Annotated in this window: 16 protein-coding genes; 8 read left to right on the forward strand and 8 right to left on the reverse strand. The window is 69.8% G+C overall.

The window, feature by feature from the left end; genetic code table 11:
- Nucleotides 1-18: 18 nt before the first annotated feature.
- Entirely contained in the window at nucleotides 19-585 is a 567-nt protein-coding gene (rsmD, locus tag WMK75_RS00745; RefSeq protein WP_347265740.1) for a 16S rRNA (guanine(966)-N(2))-methyltransferase RsmD, read from the reverse strand.
- The gene (locus WMK75_RS00750; RefSeq protein WP_347265741.1) at nucleotides 582-1,778 is read right to left on the reverse strand and encodes an FAD/NAD(P)-binding oxidoreductase; all 1,197 of its coding nucleotides are present in this window, start codon (nucleotides 1,776-1,778) and stop codon (nucleotides 582-584) included. Before WMK75_RS00750 ends, rsmD begins: the two co-directional genes overlap by 4 nt.
- Before the next feature lie 79 nt (nucleotides 1,779-1,857).
- Between WMK75_RS00750 and WMK75_RS00755 the strand changes: the two genes are divergently transcribed.
- Nucleotides 1,858-2,340, forward strand: a complete 483-nt coding sequence (locus WMK75_RS00755; RefSeq protein WP_347265742.1) for a peroxiredoxin — start codon at nucleotides 1,858-1,860, stop codon at nucleotides 2,338-2,340.
- Here WMK75_RS00755 and WMK75_RS00760 read toward each other — a convergent pair.
- Complete coding sequence (locus tag WMK75_RS00760) at nucleotides 2,274-2,984, reverse strand: helix-turn-helix domain-containing protein (RefSeq protein WP_347265743.1); 711 nt, start codon at nucleotides 2,982-2,984, stop codon at nucleotides 2,274-2,276. The genes WMK75_RS00755 and WMK75_RS00760 overlap by 67 nt on opposite strands.
- 83 nt (nucleotides 2,985-3,067) lie before the next feature.
- Between WMK75_RS00760 and WMK75_RS00765 the strand changes: the two genes are divergently transcribed.
- Genes WMK75_RS00765 through WMK75_RS00780 form a run of 4 tightly spaced genes read left to right on the forward strand, consistent with a single transcriptional unit; the run spans nucleotide 3,068 to nucleotide 5,080 of the window.
- Nucleotides 3,068-3,421 (forward strand): DUF1428 domain-containing protein, encoded by a 354-nt coding sequence (locus WMK75_RS00765; RefSeq protein WP_347265744.1) that lies wholly within the window; start codon nucleotides 3,068-3,070, stop codon nucleotides 3,419-3,421.
- Nucleotides 3,422-3,431: 10 nt separating this feature from the next.
- Nucleotides 3,432-4,220 (forward strand): VOC family protein, encoded by a 789-nt coding sequence (locus WMK75_RS00770; protein ID WP_347265745.1) that lies wholly within the window; start codon nucleotides 3,432-3,434, stop codon nucleotides 4,218-4,220.
- Between the two features lie 27 nt (nucleotides 4,221-4,247).
- Nucleotides 4,248-4,412, forward strand: a complete 165-nt coding sequence (locus WMK75_RS00775; RefSeq protein WP_347265746.1) for a hypothetical protein — start codon at nucleotides 4,248-4,250, stop codon at nucleotides 4,410-4,412.
- Nucleotides 4,412-5,080, forward strand: coding sequence for a glutathione S-transferase family protein (locus WMK75_RS00780; RefSeq protein ID WP_347265747.1), 669 nt, complete (start codon nucleotides 4,412-4,414; stop codon nucleotides 5,078-5,080). The genes WMK75_RS00775 and WMK75_RS00780 overlap by 1 nt, the downstream gene beginning before the upstream one ends.
- 6 nt (nucleotides 5,081-5,086) lie before the next feature.
- Here the strand turns inward: WMK75_RS00780 and WMK75_RS00785 are convergent, their stop codons facing one another.
- Nucleotides 5,087-5,473, reverse strand: coding sequence for a DUF805 domain-containing protein (locus WMK75_RS00785; RefSeq protein WP_347265748.1), 387 nt, complete (start codon nucleotides 5,471-5,473; stop codon nucleotides 5,087-5,089).
- 139 nt (nucleotides 5,474-5,612) lie between these two features.
- Here WMK75_RS00785 and WMK75_RS00790 point away from each other — a divergent pair, with 139 nt between their 5' ends.
- The gene (locus WMK75_RS00790; RefSeq protein ID WP_347265749.1) at nucleotides 5,613-8,705 is read left to right on the forward strand and encodes a valine--tRNA ligase; all 3,093 of its coding nucleotides are present in this window, start codon (nucleotides 5,613-5,615) and stop codon (nucleotides 8,703-8,705) included.
- A 66-nt stretch (nucleotides 8,706-8,771) separates the two neighbouring features.
- Here WMK75_RS00790 and WMK75_RS00795 read toward each other — a convergent pair whose 3' ends face one another.
- Together WMK75_RS00795 and WMK75_RS00800 are read right to left on the reverse strand one after the other, a co-directional pair.
- Nucleotides 8,772-9,452, reverse strand: a complete 681-nt coding sequence (locus tag WMK75_RS00795; protein WP_347265750.1) for a cobalamin biosynthesis protein CbiX — start codon at nucleotides 9,450-9,452, stop codon at nucleotides 8,772-8,774.
- Entirely contained in the window at nucleotides 9,445-10,005 is a 561-nt protein-coding gene (locus tag WMK75_RS00800; RefSeq protein WP_347265751.1) for a DUF4202 domain-containing protein, read from the reverse strand. Before WMK75_RS00800 ends, WMK75_RS00795 begins: the two co-directional genes overlap by 8 nt.
- A 92-nt stretch (nucleotides 10,006-10,097) precedes the next feature.
- Between WMK75_RS00800 and WMK75_RS00805 the strand changes: the two genes are divergently transcribed.
- Complete coding sequence (locus tag WMK75_RS00805) at nucleotides 10,098-10,610, forward strand: NnrU family protein (protein ID WP_347265752.1); 513 nt, start codon at nucleotides 10,098-10,100, stop codon at nucleotides 10,608-10,610.
- On the opposite strand, the gene WMK75_RS00810 is transcribed toward WMK75_RS00805, so the two are convergent.
- Nucleotides 10,594-11,595, reverse strand: coding sequence for an FAD-dependent oxidoreductase (locus WMK75_RS00810; protein ID WP_347265753.1), 1,002 nt, complete (start codon nucleotides 11,593-11,595; stop codon nucleotides 10,594-10,596). The two genes, WMK75_RS00805 and WMK75_RS00810, sit on opposite strands and share 17 nt — an antisense overlap.
- A gap of 48 nt (nucleotides 11,596-11,643) precedes the next feature.
- Here WMK75_RS00810 and mnmD point away from each other — a divergent pair, with 48 nt between their 5' ends.
- The gene (gene mnmD, locus WMK75_RS00815) at nucleotides 11,644-12,315 is read left to right on the forward strand and encodes a tRNA (5-methylaminomethyl-2-thiouridine)(34)-methyltransferase MnmD (RefSeq protein WP_347265754.1); all 672 of its coding nucleotides are present in this window, start codon (nucleotides 11,644-11,646) and stop codon (nucleotides 12,313-12,315) included.
- Nucleotides 12,316-12,327: 12 nt separating this feature from the next.
- Here mnmD and WMK75_RS00820 read toward each other — a convergent pair whose 3' ends face one another.
- Entirely contained in the window at nucleotides 12,328-14,004 is a 1,677-nt protein-coding gene (locus WMK75_RS00820; protein WP_347265755.1) for an iron ABC transporter permease, read from the reverse strand.
- Between the last annotated feature and the right edge of the window lie 38 nt (nucleotides 14,005-14,042).

The following is a 14,042-nucleotide window of genomic DNA, read 5'->3' on the forward strand; positions in this document are numbered from 1 at the left end:
CCATCTAGGCAGGGCTACCTAAGCTGGGGCGGCGCGCAAAAGCGTCACCAGCGTGTCGCCATAGCGGCGCTGGTCGATCTGCGCCAGCCCGGCGACCGGGGCAGGGGCGGCGGCTTCCTCCCAGACGATCACCGCGCCGGGGGCGATCCAGCCGCCGGCGCGTGCGGACTCCAGTGCCAGCCCGCCCAGGTCGCGGCCATAGGGCGGATCGAGGAACACCAGCCCATAGGGGGCGCCGCGGTTCTCGCCCAGGCGGGTGGCGTCGCGGCGCCAGACATCGGTGGCGCCCATGGCGCGGGCGCGCTCGATATTGGCGCGCAGCAGCGCCCGCGCGGCCAGCCCGTCATCGACGAAAGCCACGCGCGCCGCGCCGCGCGACAGCGCCTCGAGCCCCAGCGCCCCGGTGCCGGCGAACAGGTCCAGCACCCGCGCGCCGGGAATCGGATTGCCATGCGTGCCGTTCACCAGCAGGTTGAAGACCGCCTCGCGCACGCGGTCGCTGGTCGGGCGCAGCTGCGCCTGCGGATCACCCGCGCCGACCTCGGCCAGTTTCAGTCCGCGCAGGCTGCCGCCGACGATCCTCATGCCATCAGCGCCTTCAGGTCGGGGGCCGAGGCCACTGCCTCGGGGTCGGGCGAGGCGCCGGCTTCGATCAGGCGCTTGCCGATCATATAGGCGCGGGCGTCGTTCAGCGCGTCGACGGCGATCAGGCGGCCGTCGCGGAAATACCAGACCGAGCCGGTGCCGACGCCGGTGCGCGTCACCACCCGGTCATGGCCGTGGTTCAGCCCGGCGATCTGCAGCTTGGCGTCGAACTGGTCCGACCAGAACCACGGCCGGGGCAGATAGTCGGTGCCGGCGCCCAGCATGTTCGCGGCCACTGCCTCGGCCATGTCGATGGCGTTGCCGACGCTCTCCAGCCGCAGCCGGCCCTGCGGCGTCGGAAAGCTGGCGCAGTCGCCCGCCGCCCAGATCGCAGGATCGGAGCTGCGGCCCTGCGCATCGGTGGCGATGCCATTGTCGATCGCCAGCCCGGCGGCGGCGGCCAGCGCGGTCTCGGGGTCGATGCCGATGCCGCAGATCACCAGATCGGCGGGCAGGTGCCGGCCGTCGGCCAGGTCCACCCCGTCCGCCCTGGCGCTGCCGGTGATGCGGGCGATGCCGGTGCCCTCCAGGATGGTGCTGCCGTGGCGCAGGTGCAGATCGCGGATCATGTCGGCGGTCTCGGGGGCGGCGACGCGACCCAGGATGCGTGGCGCCGCCTCGATCAGCGTCACCGCAAGGCCCAGCTTGCGCGCCACCGCCGCCGCCTCGAGCCCGATATAGCCGCCGCCGATCACCGCCAGGCGCTGGCCGGGTTGCAGCCCCGGTCGCAGCGCCGCGATGTCGGCAAGGTTGCGCACCACATGCACGCCGGGCAGATGCCCGCCGATGGCCGCAGGCAGCCGGCGCGGCGTGGCGCCCAGCGTCAGGGCCAGCGCGTCATAGGGGTGCTCGCCCCGGTCGGTGACCACGATGCGGCGGGCGCGGTCGATGGCGGTGGCGCGTTCGCCGAGGCGCAGCGCGATGTCGTTCTCGGGCCACCATTCCGGGCCGCGCAGCACCAGCCGCTCCAGCCCCATCTCGCCCAGAAGATAGGCTTTCGACAGCGGCGGGCGCTGATAGGGCGGGGCGGGTTCCGCGCCAATCACGGTGACCGGGCCGCGATGCCCCAGCCCGCGCAGCCGCGCCGCCAGCGAGGCCGCCGCCTGTCCCGCCCCAAGGATCACGATGTTCATTCTTCGCCCTCGCTGGCCTGCTTCGGGCGCAGAGCCTATAGTCGGGGCCGCGACGATGCAATTGACGGAGGAAACGCACATGTCCATCGCCAAAGGTGACAAGCTGCCCGCGGGCCAACTGATGATTCTGGGCGCCAACGGTCCCGAGCCGGTCGATGCCGCCGGCCTGTCGAAGGGGCTCGTGGTGATCTTCGGCCTGCCCGGCGCCTATACGCCACCCTGCACCAGCCTGCACATGCCGAGCTTCGTCAAGACCGCCGAAAAGCTGCGCGCCAAGGGCGTCGCGCGCGTGGTCTGCATTGCCGTGAACGACCCGTTCGTGGCCGACCGCTGGGCCGGGGATACCGGCGCCAAGGCGGCCGGGATCGAGGTCCTGGCCGATGCCGACGGCAGCTACACCCGGGCGCTGGGCATGAACATCGAGGCCGAGGGCTGGATCAAGGGCCGCTCGAAACGCTATGCGATGATCGTCGAGGACGGCAAGGTGACGGCACTTCAGCTTGAGGAGGCGCCGGGAACCTGTTCGGTCAGCTCGGGCGAATCGGTGCTGGCGCTGCTCTGAGGCGCAAGGCTGAACAGGCCGGTGAACTCTTGCGCGGCGGCCCGCTCGCCGCGCAGCACGATCAGCCCGGCCGCGGCCAGCGCCGCCGGCCCCGGGCCATAGATCGCCGCAGCCAGCGCATTGCCGCTGCCTTCCAGCAGGAAATCTGCCTCTGGGGTGCGGCATGCGCGCACCATGGGCTGGCCTCGCAGGGAAAATGTCACCTCGAACCCCTCGCGCCCCGACAGAAAGCCCGCGCGCAGCGCCAGGCCGGCGGCGCGCGGCGCATCCACCGTGGCCGAGATCGAGATCATCAGCGCCGTGACGCTGATGAAGCGGCTGGGGTCATGGCCGGGCAGCAGCAGCGCCCAGCGGCACAGCTCGCGCAAGGCAGGATGCAGCGCCCGGCCAAGGTCCGTCAGCGCGTAGCTGCCCAGCACATCGTCATGCATGACGACGCCCGCCCGGCCGAGCTGTTCCAGCCGCTGCGTCAACACGCTGGCCGAGACCCCCGGCAGGCCGGCGCGCAGCATCTGGAAGCGCTTGGGCCGGAACATCAGCTCGCGCACCACCATCAGCGCCCAGCGGTCGCCGATGGCGTTCAGCGCATGGGCGCCAAGGCAGCCCTCGTCATAGCGCGGGCGGGGGGATGCGGCATCAGTCATGTTTCAAGGATATTAGTTGCTTTTTACGACTGCAAGTGACAGCCTGCGACTCGGCGCCTTCAGTGCCGAAAAGGAGGATTGCGATGGCCTATGTTTCCGGCTTCCTTCTGGCGGTGCCGACCGCAAACCGGCAGAAATACCTTGAACTGGCGCAGACCGCCTGGCCGATGTTCCGGGATATGGGCGCGCTGCGGCTGGTCGAGGCCTGGGGCGATGACGTGCCCCATGGCAAGGTCACCGATTTTTTCATGGCGACCAAGGCCAGCGCGGATGAGACGGTGGTGTTTTCCTGGGTCGAATGGCCCGACCGGGCCACGGCCGAGGCGGGTTTCGCCAGGATGGGCGCCGAACAGGGGGCGCAGCCCCCCGAGATGCCCTTCGACGGCATGCGCATGATGTGGGGCGGCTTTGTGCCGATCCTCGACGAGAAAGCCTGAGGATCGCGGCATGTATCACGGAAAACCCTGCTGGTTCGAGCTTTCCACCGCCCCGGAGGCGCTGGCGGCTGCAGGCGCCTTCTATGGCCGCGTCCTGGGCTGGAGCGTGGCGGATGCAGGCATGCCGGGCTTTACCTATCACCTGGCCAGCGCCGCCCGCGAGATGGTCGCCGGACTGATGCAGATGCCCGAGGATTGCGCCGGCACCCCGCCGCACTGGATGATCTATCTGGACGTGGACGATGTCGATGCCGCCGCCGCCAGGGTGACGGCGCTGGGCGGCAGGGTGCATCGCCCGCCCTCCGACATTCCCGGTACCGGCCGCTTTGCCGTCGTGACCGATCCGCAGGGCGCGGCCTTTGGCCTGCTGCAGCCGATGCCGATGCAGCCGCAGCCCCCCGCCGAAAGCGGCGCCTTCGACCAGAAAAAGCCCGGGCACGGCAACTGGATCGAACTGATGTCCAGCGACCCGGCGGCGGCGCTGGATTTCTATGCGGCGCTCCTGGGCTGGACGCGTGCCCGCGCCGTCGACATGGGTGAGATGGGCAGCTATCAGCTGTTTTCCTGGCAGGGCAGGGACATCGGCGGCATGATGGGCCTGGGCCAAGCGCCTTCGCCTTGCTGGCTGCCCTATTTCGGGGTGGATGGCGTCAATGCCGCGGTCGTGCGCATCGCCGAGGCCGGCGGCAAGCTGGCCCATGGCCCGATCGAGGTGCCGGGCGAGGCCCATATCGCCGTGGCCCAGGACCCGCAGGGCGCCTGGTTTGCCGTCGTCGGCCCGGCCGGGCCGGCCGCCTAGACCCGCAATACGGCAAGGGTGCCAGCCATGACCTGCGTGATCACCACCCATGACCGCGTGCCCGAGATGGCAGTGGGCTTTTTGCGCGTCCTGCGCATCCGCTGGGCCTGCGAGGAGGCGGGCCTGCCCTATCGCATCGACACCACCAGCCTGCGCGACAAGGGCCCGGCGCATTTCGCGGGGGCGGTGTGATGCTGACGCTTTTTGGCCATCCGCTGTCCTCCTATACGCAGAAGGTCCTGACCGGACTTTACGAAACCGGCGTGGCCTTCAATTTTCACCACATCGACCTCGGCAGGGACGAGGACCGGGCGCAGATGGCGCGGATCGAGCCGATGGGCCGCATGCCCGGCCTGCAGGACGCGGCGCGCGGTGTGATCCTGTCGCAATCCTCGGTGATGATCGAATATGTCGACCGGCATTACCCCGGCCGGCAGCGGCTGCTGCCCATGGACCCGGACGCGGTGCTGCTGGCGCGGCAATGGGACCGCTTCTTCGACTTCCAGATCAACGGCATGATGCAGCAGATCGTCGATGCGCGCCTGTTCATGGCCCCCGAGGCCGAGGCCGCGGTCACAGCCCTGGTCAGGGCCAGGCTTGACCTGGCCTATGCGGCGCTGGAACGCCACCTGCGGGGTCGCGAATGGGCGGCGGGGGATTTCGGCCTGGCCGATTGCGCCGCGGCGCCGGCGCTTTACTACGCCGGCATCCTGCAGCCTTTCGAGGCTCATCCGGCGCTGGCGGCCTATTTCGAGCGGCTGCTCGCCCGGCCATCCTTTCACCGCGCCCGGACCGAGGCGCTGCCCTGGCTGCATCTGTTTCCCTTCGCCGATCTGCTGCCGGCGCGGTTCCGGCCCTGAGCAGAGTCAGGACTGTGCAAAGGTACTGCCGCCCGAACCTGCGGTCAGCGGATCCGGGCCGAAGCGGTTCGGGCCACCCTCGCCCCTGGTACAATGCCAGACCAGCAGGACGATCCAGCCGACCAGCGGGACCAGGATGACCAGCAGCCACCAACCGCTGCGGCCGATGTCATGCAACCGCCGGACACTGACCCCCAGGCCGGGCAGCAGCACCGCCAGAGCATAAAGATCGGCCATGCCGATTTCATGGCCAAGACCGCCCTGAAGCAGGCTCAGAACACTAGATACGATGACGTTGAACAGCGTAAACCACCAATATTCGGAGCGCGAGGCCCGGCCCTCGAAACTGGCGTATTTGGAAAAGCAGGTGGTGACTGCCTGGACAAGGTTCATCAACGACTCCTGTGAACGACCGCGCCTGCGATAGTTCATAGCGATTAAGATCACCCTAACGCCACCTCGATATTCAGCGCCCCCCTTGGCCTTTTCGCAGCTTTTCGCTATCCCTTCAGGCGATTGAAGGGGTGATCAGATGGCCATGGACAAGAATTTTGACGCCGCTGCCGCCGAGGCGCGGATTGCCGGCGAGTGGGCGGCGGGCAATGCCTTTGCCGCCGGCGCCAATGCAAAACCGGGCGCCGAGAGCTTCTCGGTGCTGATCCCGCCCCCGAACGTCACCGGCAGCCTGCATATCGGCCACGCACTGAACAACACGCTGCAGGACATCCTGGTGCGCTGGCACCGCATGCGCGGCTTTGACGTGCTGTGGCAGCCCGGCCAGGACCACGCCGGCATCGCCACGCAGATGGTGGTCGAGCGCCAGATGGCAGAGCGCGGCGAGCCGAACCGCCGCGAAATCGGCCGCAAGGCGTTTCTGGACAAGGTCTGGGCCTGGAAACAGGAATCGGGCGACACCATCATCGGGCAGCTGAAGCGGCTCGGCGCCTCCTGCGACTGGTCGAGGAATGCCTTCACCATGTCGGGTGCGCCCGGCGCGCCGGCCGGGCAGGAAGGAAATTTCCATGATGCGGTGATCCGGGTCTTTGTCGATCTGCATGACAAGGGCCTGATCTATCGCGGCAAGCGCCTGGTGAACTGGGACCCGCATTTCGAGACGGCGATTTCCGATCTCGAGGTCGAGAACCGCGAGGTTCCCGGCCATATGTGGCATTTCAAATATCCACTGGCGGATGGCGCCACCTATGAATATGTCGAGCGCGACGCGGACGGCAATGTGACGCTGCGCGAGACGCGCGATTACATCTCCATCGTCACCACCCGGCCCGAGACCATGCTGGGCGACGGCGCCGTGGCCGTGCATCCGGATGACGCGCGCTATGCCCCGATCGTCGGCCAGCTTTGCGAGATCCCGGTCGGGCCGAAGGAACACCGCCGCTTGATCCCGATCATCATCGACGAATATCCGGACCCGGATTTCGGCTCGGGCGCGGTCAAGATCACCGGCGCGCATGATTTCAACGACTACGGCGTGGCCATGCGCGCCGGCATCCCGCTTTACGCGCTGATGGACGGCAAGGGCCGCATGCGCGAGGACGGGCTGCCCTATGCCGAAAGTGCCGCGATCGCCACCCGTGCCGCCCGCGGCGAGGAGGTGGGCGATGTCTCGAACGTGAACCTTGTTCCGGACGATCTGCGCGGGCTGGACCGCTTTGATGCCCGCCAGCGGGTGATCGCCGCGATCAATGCCGAGGGGCTGAACGTCACCTATCTGCACAAGGAAATCGACCGCGAAACCGGCGCCGAGCATCTGGAGCGCCGGCCGCTGGTGGACAGCAAGCCGATCACGCAGCCCTTCGGTGACCGCTCGGGCGTGGTGATCGAGCCGATGCTGACCGATCAGTGGTTCGTCGACACGCCACGGATCGTCGGCCCGGCGCTGCAGGCGGTGCGAGATGGCCGCACCCGCATCCTGCCCGAGCAGCATGAGAAGGTCTATTTCCACTGGCTGGAGAATATCGAGCCCTGGACGATCAGCCGCCAGCTGTGGTGGGGCCATCAGATCCCGGTCTGGTATGGCCTTGACCTGCGCCCCGAGGGCCAGGTCGATGACGACCATGACGGCGAACTGGACAATGTGGAAATCTTTGCCCTGCTGGAAGAAGGTCTGGTCCACAGCGACGAGATCCACCATGCCGCCGCCAGCTTTGCCGAGGTGGTCGAGAAATTCCGCGACGCCATCGCCGGCCTGCCGCAGCCGCTGGAAATCTCGCGCGTGGTCGAGGTCGCGGACCGCGAGGCGGCGGTGGATGCCTTTGCCGCCGGGCTGGCCGAATACAACCTGAGCCAGGACCCGACGAAGCTGGTCTATCCGGTCTGGCGCGACCCGGACGTGCTGGACACCTGGTTCAGCTCGGGCCTCTGGCCGATCGGCACGCTGGGTTGGCCGGAAAAGACCCCGGAACTGGCGCGCTATTTCCCGACCTCGGTGCTGGTCACCGGTTTCGACATCATCTTCTTCTGGGTCGCCCGGATGATGATGATGCAGCTGGCGGTGGTCGGCGACGTGCCCTTCCGCAATGTCTATGTCCACGGGCTGGTGCGCGATGAAAAGGGCGCCAAGATGTCGAAGTCCAAGGGCAATGTCATCGACCCGCTGGTGCTGATCGACCAGTTCGGCGCGGATGCGCTGCGATTCACCCTGACCTCGATGGCCGCCATGGGGCGTGACCCGAAGCTGGGGCCGAAGCACGTCGAAGCCAACCGCAATTTCGTGACGAAGATCTGGAACGCCAGCCGCTTCGCCGAGATGAACGGTGTGCACGGCGGCGTGGCGCGGCCCCAACCCCGGCATGTGGTGAACCGCTGGATCATCGGCGAGGTTGCCCGCATCCGCATGGCCACCGACGAGGCGCTGGCGTCGTATCGCTTCAACGATGCCGCGACCGGGCTTTACGCCTTCGTCTGGGGCAAGGTCTGCGACTGGTATGTGGAATTCTCGAAGCCGTTGTTCGATGGCGAGTTTCGCGAGGAAACGCAGGCGACGATGGGCTGGGTGCTGGACCAGTGCTATGCGCTGCTGCACCCGATCATGCCCTTCGTCACCGAGGAGCTTTGGGCGCTGACCGGGGATCGCAGCCGGATGCTGGTACATGGCGACTGGCCGGATTGCGGCGCCGAACTGATCGACGCCGAGGCCGACCGGCAGATGAACTGGGTGATCCAGCTCATCGAGAACATCCGTTCGGCCCGGGCGCAGATCGGCGTTCCGGCCGGTGCGCGTCCCGATCTGGTGGTGACCGAGGCTGACGCTGCCGCCCGCGCTGCACTGGCCGCCAATGGCCCGCTGATCGAGCGGCTGGCGCGGGTGAACCCGCCTGCGGATGGCGCGATGGGGCCGGGGATGATCTCGGTCGCCGCACTCGGGGCGAGTTTCGCCCTGCCGGTGGGCGCGATGATCGACGCCAGGGCCGAGAGCGCGCGGCTGGAGAAATCCGCCGCCAAGGCCGAGAAGGATGCCGCGGGCCTGCGCGGGCGGCTGTCGAACCCGAAATTCGTCGAGAACGCCGAGGCGGAAGTGATCGAGGAAACCCGCGACAAGCTGGCGGCGCTGGAGGACGATCTGTCCCGTATCCGCGCGGCGCTGGCGCAGCTGGCGGCGATGTAACCCCGACGCCGCGCCAGTAGCGCGGTCGCATGAGTATTTGGAGAACGAAGAAGATCGGCGCCGCTTTTACAGGGCGGCCCTGATGCTTGCGGCGATCATTGCCGGCACGGCAGGGGCAAGGCCGACCGGAGGCAGGAGTGTGCCGGCGAAGCCGGCCTGCGCCAGCGCATGCGGCAGGTCGTCGGTGACATGCTCGGCCGCGGTGGCAAAAAGCGGCAGGCAGAGCGTGGGTTCGGGCAGGTCCCGGGCGGCGTCGGTGATGAAGGGCGCCTCCTCGATGAAGCCGCAGCGGGTCGCGGAGACATGCGGGGCCAGCCGGGCCGCCATGGCCTGCGCCGCCGCGGCCGGCGCGCGCGAGCGGCCCGAGCCATGCGCTGCCAGCAGCAGATGCGTTTGCGCCAGATGCCTGCCCCGGGCGGATGCGGCATCGGCGATCAGCCGCAGGCACAGGCCGGGCAGGCCGGGATCCGAGCCGAAGGGCGGCAGGATGCGGGCCTGTGTCGCCCCGGTGCGCGCCAGCCGGCGCGGCAGTTCGGTCTGCGTGAACCAGCCGGCGGCCATGAACAGCGGATAGATCAGGCTGTCATTGCCGGCGATGGCCAGCGCCCCCGGCATGGCCAGTGTGGCGCCCCGCAGTTGCACATCGGGCAGCAGGGTGGCGACCTGCGCGGCCAACGCCTCGATCGCCCGCTGCTGCGGGGCGGGGTCTCCGGGCTGGCCATGGGCGACGATCAGGACTCTAGGCACGGAAGGCGGCGGCGAAGGGTTCCGGGATGGCGAATTCCCGCAGCGCCCGGGTTCGCGCCGTGGCGGACATCTTGCGCGCGGTGCGCTCGACGATGCGCTGCATCTCGGCGGGGTCTCGGTCCTTGCCGAAGGGCTGCATGTACCAGCGCATGAAGGTGAAGCAGGCCACGTCCTCGAGCGCCTGCACCTCGTCGTCGCGCTTGATGCCCTGTTTGGTCAGCATGCGTTCGGCCTGGCTGATCTCGGGCGCGTCATAGCCGGCATCGCGCATGATCTGCGCCACCCGCGCGGCGTGGCGGCGGCCCTGTTCCGTGCGCCAGGCCAGATAGCCGGCGCGGTCCATGGGAAAGGCGTCGCGCGCCAGCAGCCAGCGTTCGACATGCTGGCCGCGGCAGGCGATGCGCAGCGCCTCGGAGGCCCCGGGGTAAAGCGCCTGCTGCTCGGCGCTCATGCGCTGGCCGTAGAGCAGGGCCTCGGGCTGGCCGTCGGTCAGTTGCGGGTCGGCGGCATTGGCGCGGTCGATGGCGTCAAGGGCGGCTTGCAGGCGGGTCATGGGGCTCCTCGTGTTTGGCGCCATCATGGCCGTGGCGGGCGCGGGGTCAATGCGCATTGCCGAGGGCGGGCGGCGCGGATAGACAGGCGTGCATGGACTGGATGGAATTCATTCTGGCGCTGGCCGTCTTTCTGGGATCGCATGTGATCCCGGCGCGGTTCCGGGCGCCGCTGATCGCGCGGCTGGGCCAGCGCGGCTATGTCATCGGCTATAGCCTGCTGTCGCTGGCGCTGCTTTACTGGCTGGTGGTCGCCTCGGCCCGCGCCCCCTTTGTCGAGATCTGGCCGCAAGAGTCCTGGATGCGCTGGCTGGTCAATCTGGCCATGCCCTTTGCGGTGCTGGCGCCGCTGGTTGGCGGCATGACCGGGCTGATGGCCGGGTTCGTGCTGTGGGCCGGGGCGCATCTGCTGGCCAATGGCGATCTGGCGCATGTGATCCTGTTCGGGCTGCTGCTGGCCTATGCCCTGCTGGGGCTGGTGCTGATGGCGCGGCGCCGCGGCCTGGCGCTGCGTCTGGACTGGTGGCGCATCGCGCTGGCCGTGGCGGTCTGGGCGGGGCTGTTCTATCTGCATCCGCTGGTGATCGGGGTCAGCCCGGCACCCTGAACCCCTGCGGGATGCGGTCATGGCCGTCAAGGATCAGATCGGCCAGCATCGCGGCGCAGGCCGGCGCCATGGCAAGGCCGATCTTGAAGCCGCCATTGGCGACGTAATGCCCGGGCCGTCCCGGCCACGGGCCGATGATCGGCTGCAGCGAGGCGGTGCGCGGCCGCCACCCGGCCCAACGCTCCAGCACCGGCGCGTCACGCAGCACCGGGCACAGCGCCCTTGCCCGCGCGATCAGCGTTTCGAGCTGCTCGTCGGTCGCCAGATCGCGCGCATCGCGTTCCGAGGTCGAGCCGATGGCCACCGTGCCGTCGGCATGGGGCACGACATGCAGCCCTTCGGCAAAGACCTGCGGCATGTCCGGCGCGACATGGGAAAGCAGCGCCGACTGCCCCTTGACCCCGCTGCCGCCAAAGGGGGCAAGGCCGTCGGCGCCGGTGGCCCAGATCGCCGGGCCATCGGTGGTGGCGCCCTCGACGATCTCGCCGCCGCGGGCGCGGATCGCTGCGGCCAGCGCCGCCCCGGCGCGGCGCGGGCTGATGCGCGCCGTCAGCCGGTCCACCAGCCACAGGCCCGAGGGCGATTGCGGCCGCAGTCCGGTTTCGGGGGCGTCGGTCAGCATCAGCCCGGCCCAGTCGGGCCAGTGATTGGCGGCGGCGGCGACGCGCGCGGCCATGCGTGTCTCGGCGCCCAATGGCACCGGCTGCACCCGGCCGAGGCGCGCATAGCCGGGGTCCGTGCCGCCGGCCTCGGCCACCCCGGCCCACCAGTCCCGCGCCGCGATCAGCGCACCGAGTTGCACCTGCTTCTTGGGGTTCCAGTTTTCCGGCGCATGCGGCGCCAGCGCGCCGACCTGGCCGCCCGAGGCCCCGGCGCCGACCTGCGCGATCTCGACCACGCGCACCGGCCGGCCGCGGCGCAGCAGTTCCCATGCGCAGGCAAGGCCGAAGATCCCCGCGCCCGCCACCGTGATTTCGCTTGCCATCGCCCCGCCCCTTGCCGCATCTGCCGTGCCAGCAACGGAGTATCGCAGATGACCGATGACGACCAGAGCCGCGCCGATCTGGACTGGCGCGCGGACGGGATCCCGGTCTCGCGCCGCTTTGACGATCCCTATTTCAGCCTGAACGGCGGGCTTGACGAGGCGCGGCATGTGTTTCTGGCCGGCAACGATCTGCCGGCGCGGCTGCGGCCCGGGTTTCACGTCGCGGAACTGGGCCTTGGCACCGGGCTGAACCTGCTGGCGCTGGCGCAGCTGGCCCGGGTGCCGCTGCGCTTCACCAGTTTCGAGGCCTGGCCGATGTCGCTGCCCGAGCTTGCCCGCGCCCATGCCGCCTTCCCCGAGCTGGCGCCGCTGGCCCGGCAGTTGCGCGCCGGCTGGCCGGGGCCGCGGCTTGAGGTCGGGCCGGTCGCGGTCGAGATCGTCCTGGCCGACGCGCGCGAGGCGCTGCCGCGCTGGCCGGGCCGGGCGGACGCCTGGTTTCTGGATGGCTTTTCGCCGGCGCGCAACCCCGAGCTGTGGGGCCCGGACCTGATGGCCGAGGTGGCGCGCCACACCGCGCCGGGCGGCAGCTTTGCCACCTATACCGCCGCCGGCCATGTGCGCCGGGGGCTGGCGGCGGCGGGCTTTGCCGTCAGCCGCGGCCCGGGCTTTGCCGGCAAGCGCCACATGAGCCGCGGCCGGTTGCCCCCGCACGCGGGCTGAGCCCGCGCCGGTTCAGCGCCCGCGCTCGCCGCGGCCGATGCGCGCCAGCAGGATGACCGGCAGGATGCCCACCGCGACGATGGCGAGGGCGGCCAGCGCCGCCTCCTCGTAGGTGCCGCGCGCCGCCTCGCCGTAAAGATGCGTGGCGAGGGTTTCGAAATTCAGCGGCCGCAGCAGCAGCGTCGCCGAGAGTTCCTTCATGCAGTCGACAAAGACCAGCAGCCCCGCGGCGGCGATCGCGGCCCTGGTCAGCGGCAGGTGCACATCGGTGAAGGTGCGGGTCACGCCCCGGCCCAGCGTGCGCGCCGCGTGGTCATAGCTTTGCGGGATGCGCGTCAGCCCGGCCTCGACCGAGCCGACCGAGATGGCGAGGAAGCGCACGAGATAGGCATAGCCCAGCGCCAGTCCCGAGCCGATCAGCACCAGACCGGCGGAAAAGCCGAACCATTCCTGCGCCGTGCGGTCGATCAGCCGGTCCAGCCCGGCCGCGACCACCAGCACCCCCAGCGCCAGCACGGTCCCGGGCATGGCATAGCCCAGGGTGGCGCTGCGCAGGCTCAGCCGCATGCCGCGCCCGGGCCAGGCGCGTGCGGCAAGGGCGATCACCATGCCGCAGGCCAGCACTGCCAGCGTCGCCAGCGCCGAGACGGTGAAGGTGTTGCGCGCCTCGTGCAGAAGCTGCCCGGAGAGGCCGGCGAACTGGAAACGCTTCCAGGCCTCGATGGCCAGGAACCCGGCCGGCAGCAGAAAGCCCAGCAGCACCGGCAGAAAGCCCAGGGCGAATGCCGCCAGCGCCGCGCGCCCGTGCAGGGGCCGCGGCACCAGGTTGCGGGCGCGCTGCGCTCCGGTGCTGTAGCGCTGGCGCCGGCGCGCCCAGCGCTCGAGCGTGACCAGCGCCACCACCAGCGCGATCATCGCCAGCGCGATCTGCGCCGCCCCCGGCAGGTCCGAACGCGTGACCCAGGTGGTATAGACCGAGACCGTCAGCGAGCGCACGCCGAGGAACTCGGAGGCGCCGATGTCGTTCAGCGTCTCCATCAGCGCCAGGCTGACCCCGACGGCGATCGCCGGCCGCGCCAGCGGCACCGCCACGCGCCAGAAGATCTGCCGCCGCGCACAGCCCAGCGTGCGCGCCACCTCGACCAGATTCGCCGCCTGGGTAAGGAACATGGCGCGCGCCGGCAGATAGACATAGGGGTAAAGCACCAGGCTGAGCAGCACGATCGCCCCGCTCATCGAGCGGATGTCGGGCAGGCGGAACTGGCGCGGGCTGTCATAGCCCAGCAGGCCGCGCACCGCCCCCTGCACCGGACCCAGCGGATGCAGCAGGTCCAGATAGGCATAGGCGACGATATAGGTCGGCACCGCCAGCGGCAGCAACAGCGCCCATTCCAGAAAGCGCCGGCCGCGGAAATCATGCGCCGCCACCAGCCAGGCGCTGCCGGTGCCGATGACCGCGACAAGGACGCCGACCCCGGCCATCAGCATTGCCGTCTGGCCCAGGGCATGGGGCAGGACATGGCGCGCCAGATGCGACCAGAGCCCGCCCGCGCCCTGCGTCGCCTGCCAGACCAGCGCCAGCAGCGGCGCCAGTGCCAGCGCCGCGATCACGAGGCTGGCGTGCAGCCAGACCCGGCCGCGGCGGCGGGGCAGGGCGCGGGCGGGCATCTGCGTCGGGGGGGCGTACATCGGCGGCTTGCGGCGGCTTGCGGCGGCTTGCGGCGGCC

Source organism: Paracoccus sp. (in: a-proteobacteria) (assembly GCF_039808215.1).
In the GTDB taxonomy this organism is placed as follows: domain Bacteria; phylum Pseudomonadota; class Alphaproteobacteria; order Rhodobacterales; family Rhodobacteraceae; genus Paracoccus.

Bases quoted from the DNA above. Each gene is read 5' to 3' on its own strand.
- WMK75_RS00755 (WP_347265742.1), top strand. From the start codon at position 1,858: ATGTCCATCGCCAAAGGTGACAAGCTGCCCGCGGGCCAACTGATGATT.
- WMK75_RS00775 (WP_347265746.1), top strand. From the start codon at position 4,248: ATGACCTGCGTGATCACCACCCATGACCGCGTGCCCGAGATGGCAGTG.
- WMK75_RS00800 (WP_347265751.1), bottom strand. From the start codon at position 10,005: ATGACCCGCCTGCAAGCCGCCCTTGACGCCATCGACCGCGCCAATGCC.
- WMK75_RS00750 (WP_347265741.1), bottom strand. From the start codon at position 1,778: ATGAACATCGTGATCCTTGGGGCGGGACAGGCGGCGGCCTCGCTGGCG.
- WMK75_RS00765 (WP_347265744.1), top strand. From the start codon at position 3,068: ATGGCCTATGTTTCCGGCTTCCTTCTGGCGGTGCCGACCGCAAACCGG.
- WMK75_RS00810 (WP_347265753.1), bottom strand. From the start codon at position 11,595: ATGGCAAGCGAAATCACGGTGGCGGGCGCGGGGATCTTCGGCCTTGCC.
- rsmD (WP_347265740.1), bottom strand. From the start codon at position 585: ATGAGGATCGTCGGCGGCAGCCTGCGCGGACTGAAACTGGCCGAGGTC.
- WMK75_RS00760 (WP_347265743.1), bottom strand. From the start codon at position 2,984: ATGACTGATGCCGCATCCCCCCGCCCGCGCTATGACGAGGGCTGCCTT.
- WMK75_RS00805 (WP_347265752.1), top strand. From the start codon at position 10,098: ATGGACTGGATGGAATTCATTCTGGCGCTGGCCGTCTTTCTGGGATCG.
- WMK75_RS00820 (WP_347265755.1), bottom strand. From the start codon at position 14,004: ATGTACGCCCCCCCGACGCAGATGCCCGCCCGCGCCCTGCCCCGCCGC.
- WMK75_RS00780 (WP_347265747.1), top strand. From the start codon at position 4,412: ATGCTGACGCTTTTTGGCCATCCGCTGTCCTCCTATACGCAGAAGGTC.
- mnmD (WP_347265754.1), top strand. From the start codon at position 11,644: ATGACCGATGACGACCAGAGCCGCGCCGATCTGGACTGGCGCGCGGAC.
- WMK75_RS00785 (WP_347265748.1), bottom strand. From the start codon at position 5,473: ATGAACCTTGTCCAGGCAGTCACCACCTGCTTTTCCAAATACGCCAGT.
- WMK75_RS00790 (WP_347265749.1), top strand. From the start codon at position 5,613: ATGGCCATGGACAAGAATTTTGACGCCGCTGCCGCCGAGGCGCGGATT.
- WMK75_RS00770 (WP_347265745.1), top strand. From the start codon at position 3,432: ATGTATCACGGAAAACCCTGCTGGTTCGAGCTTTCCACCGCCCCGGAG.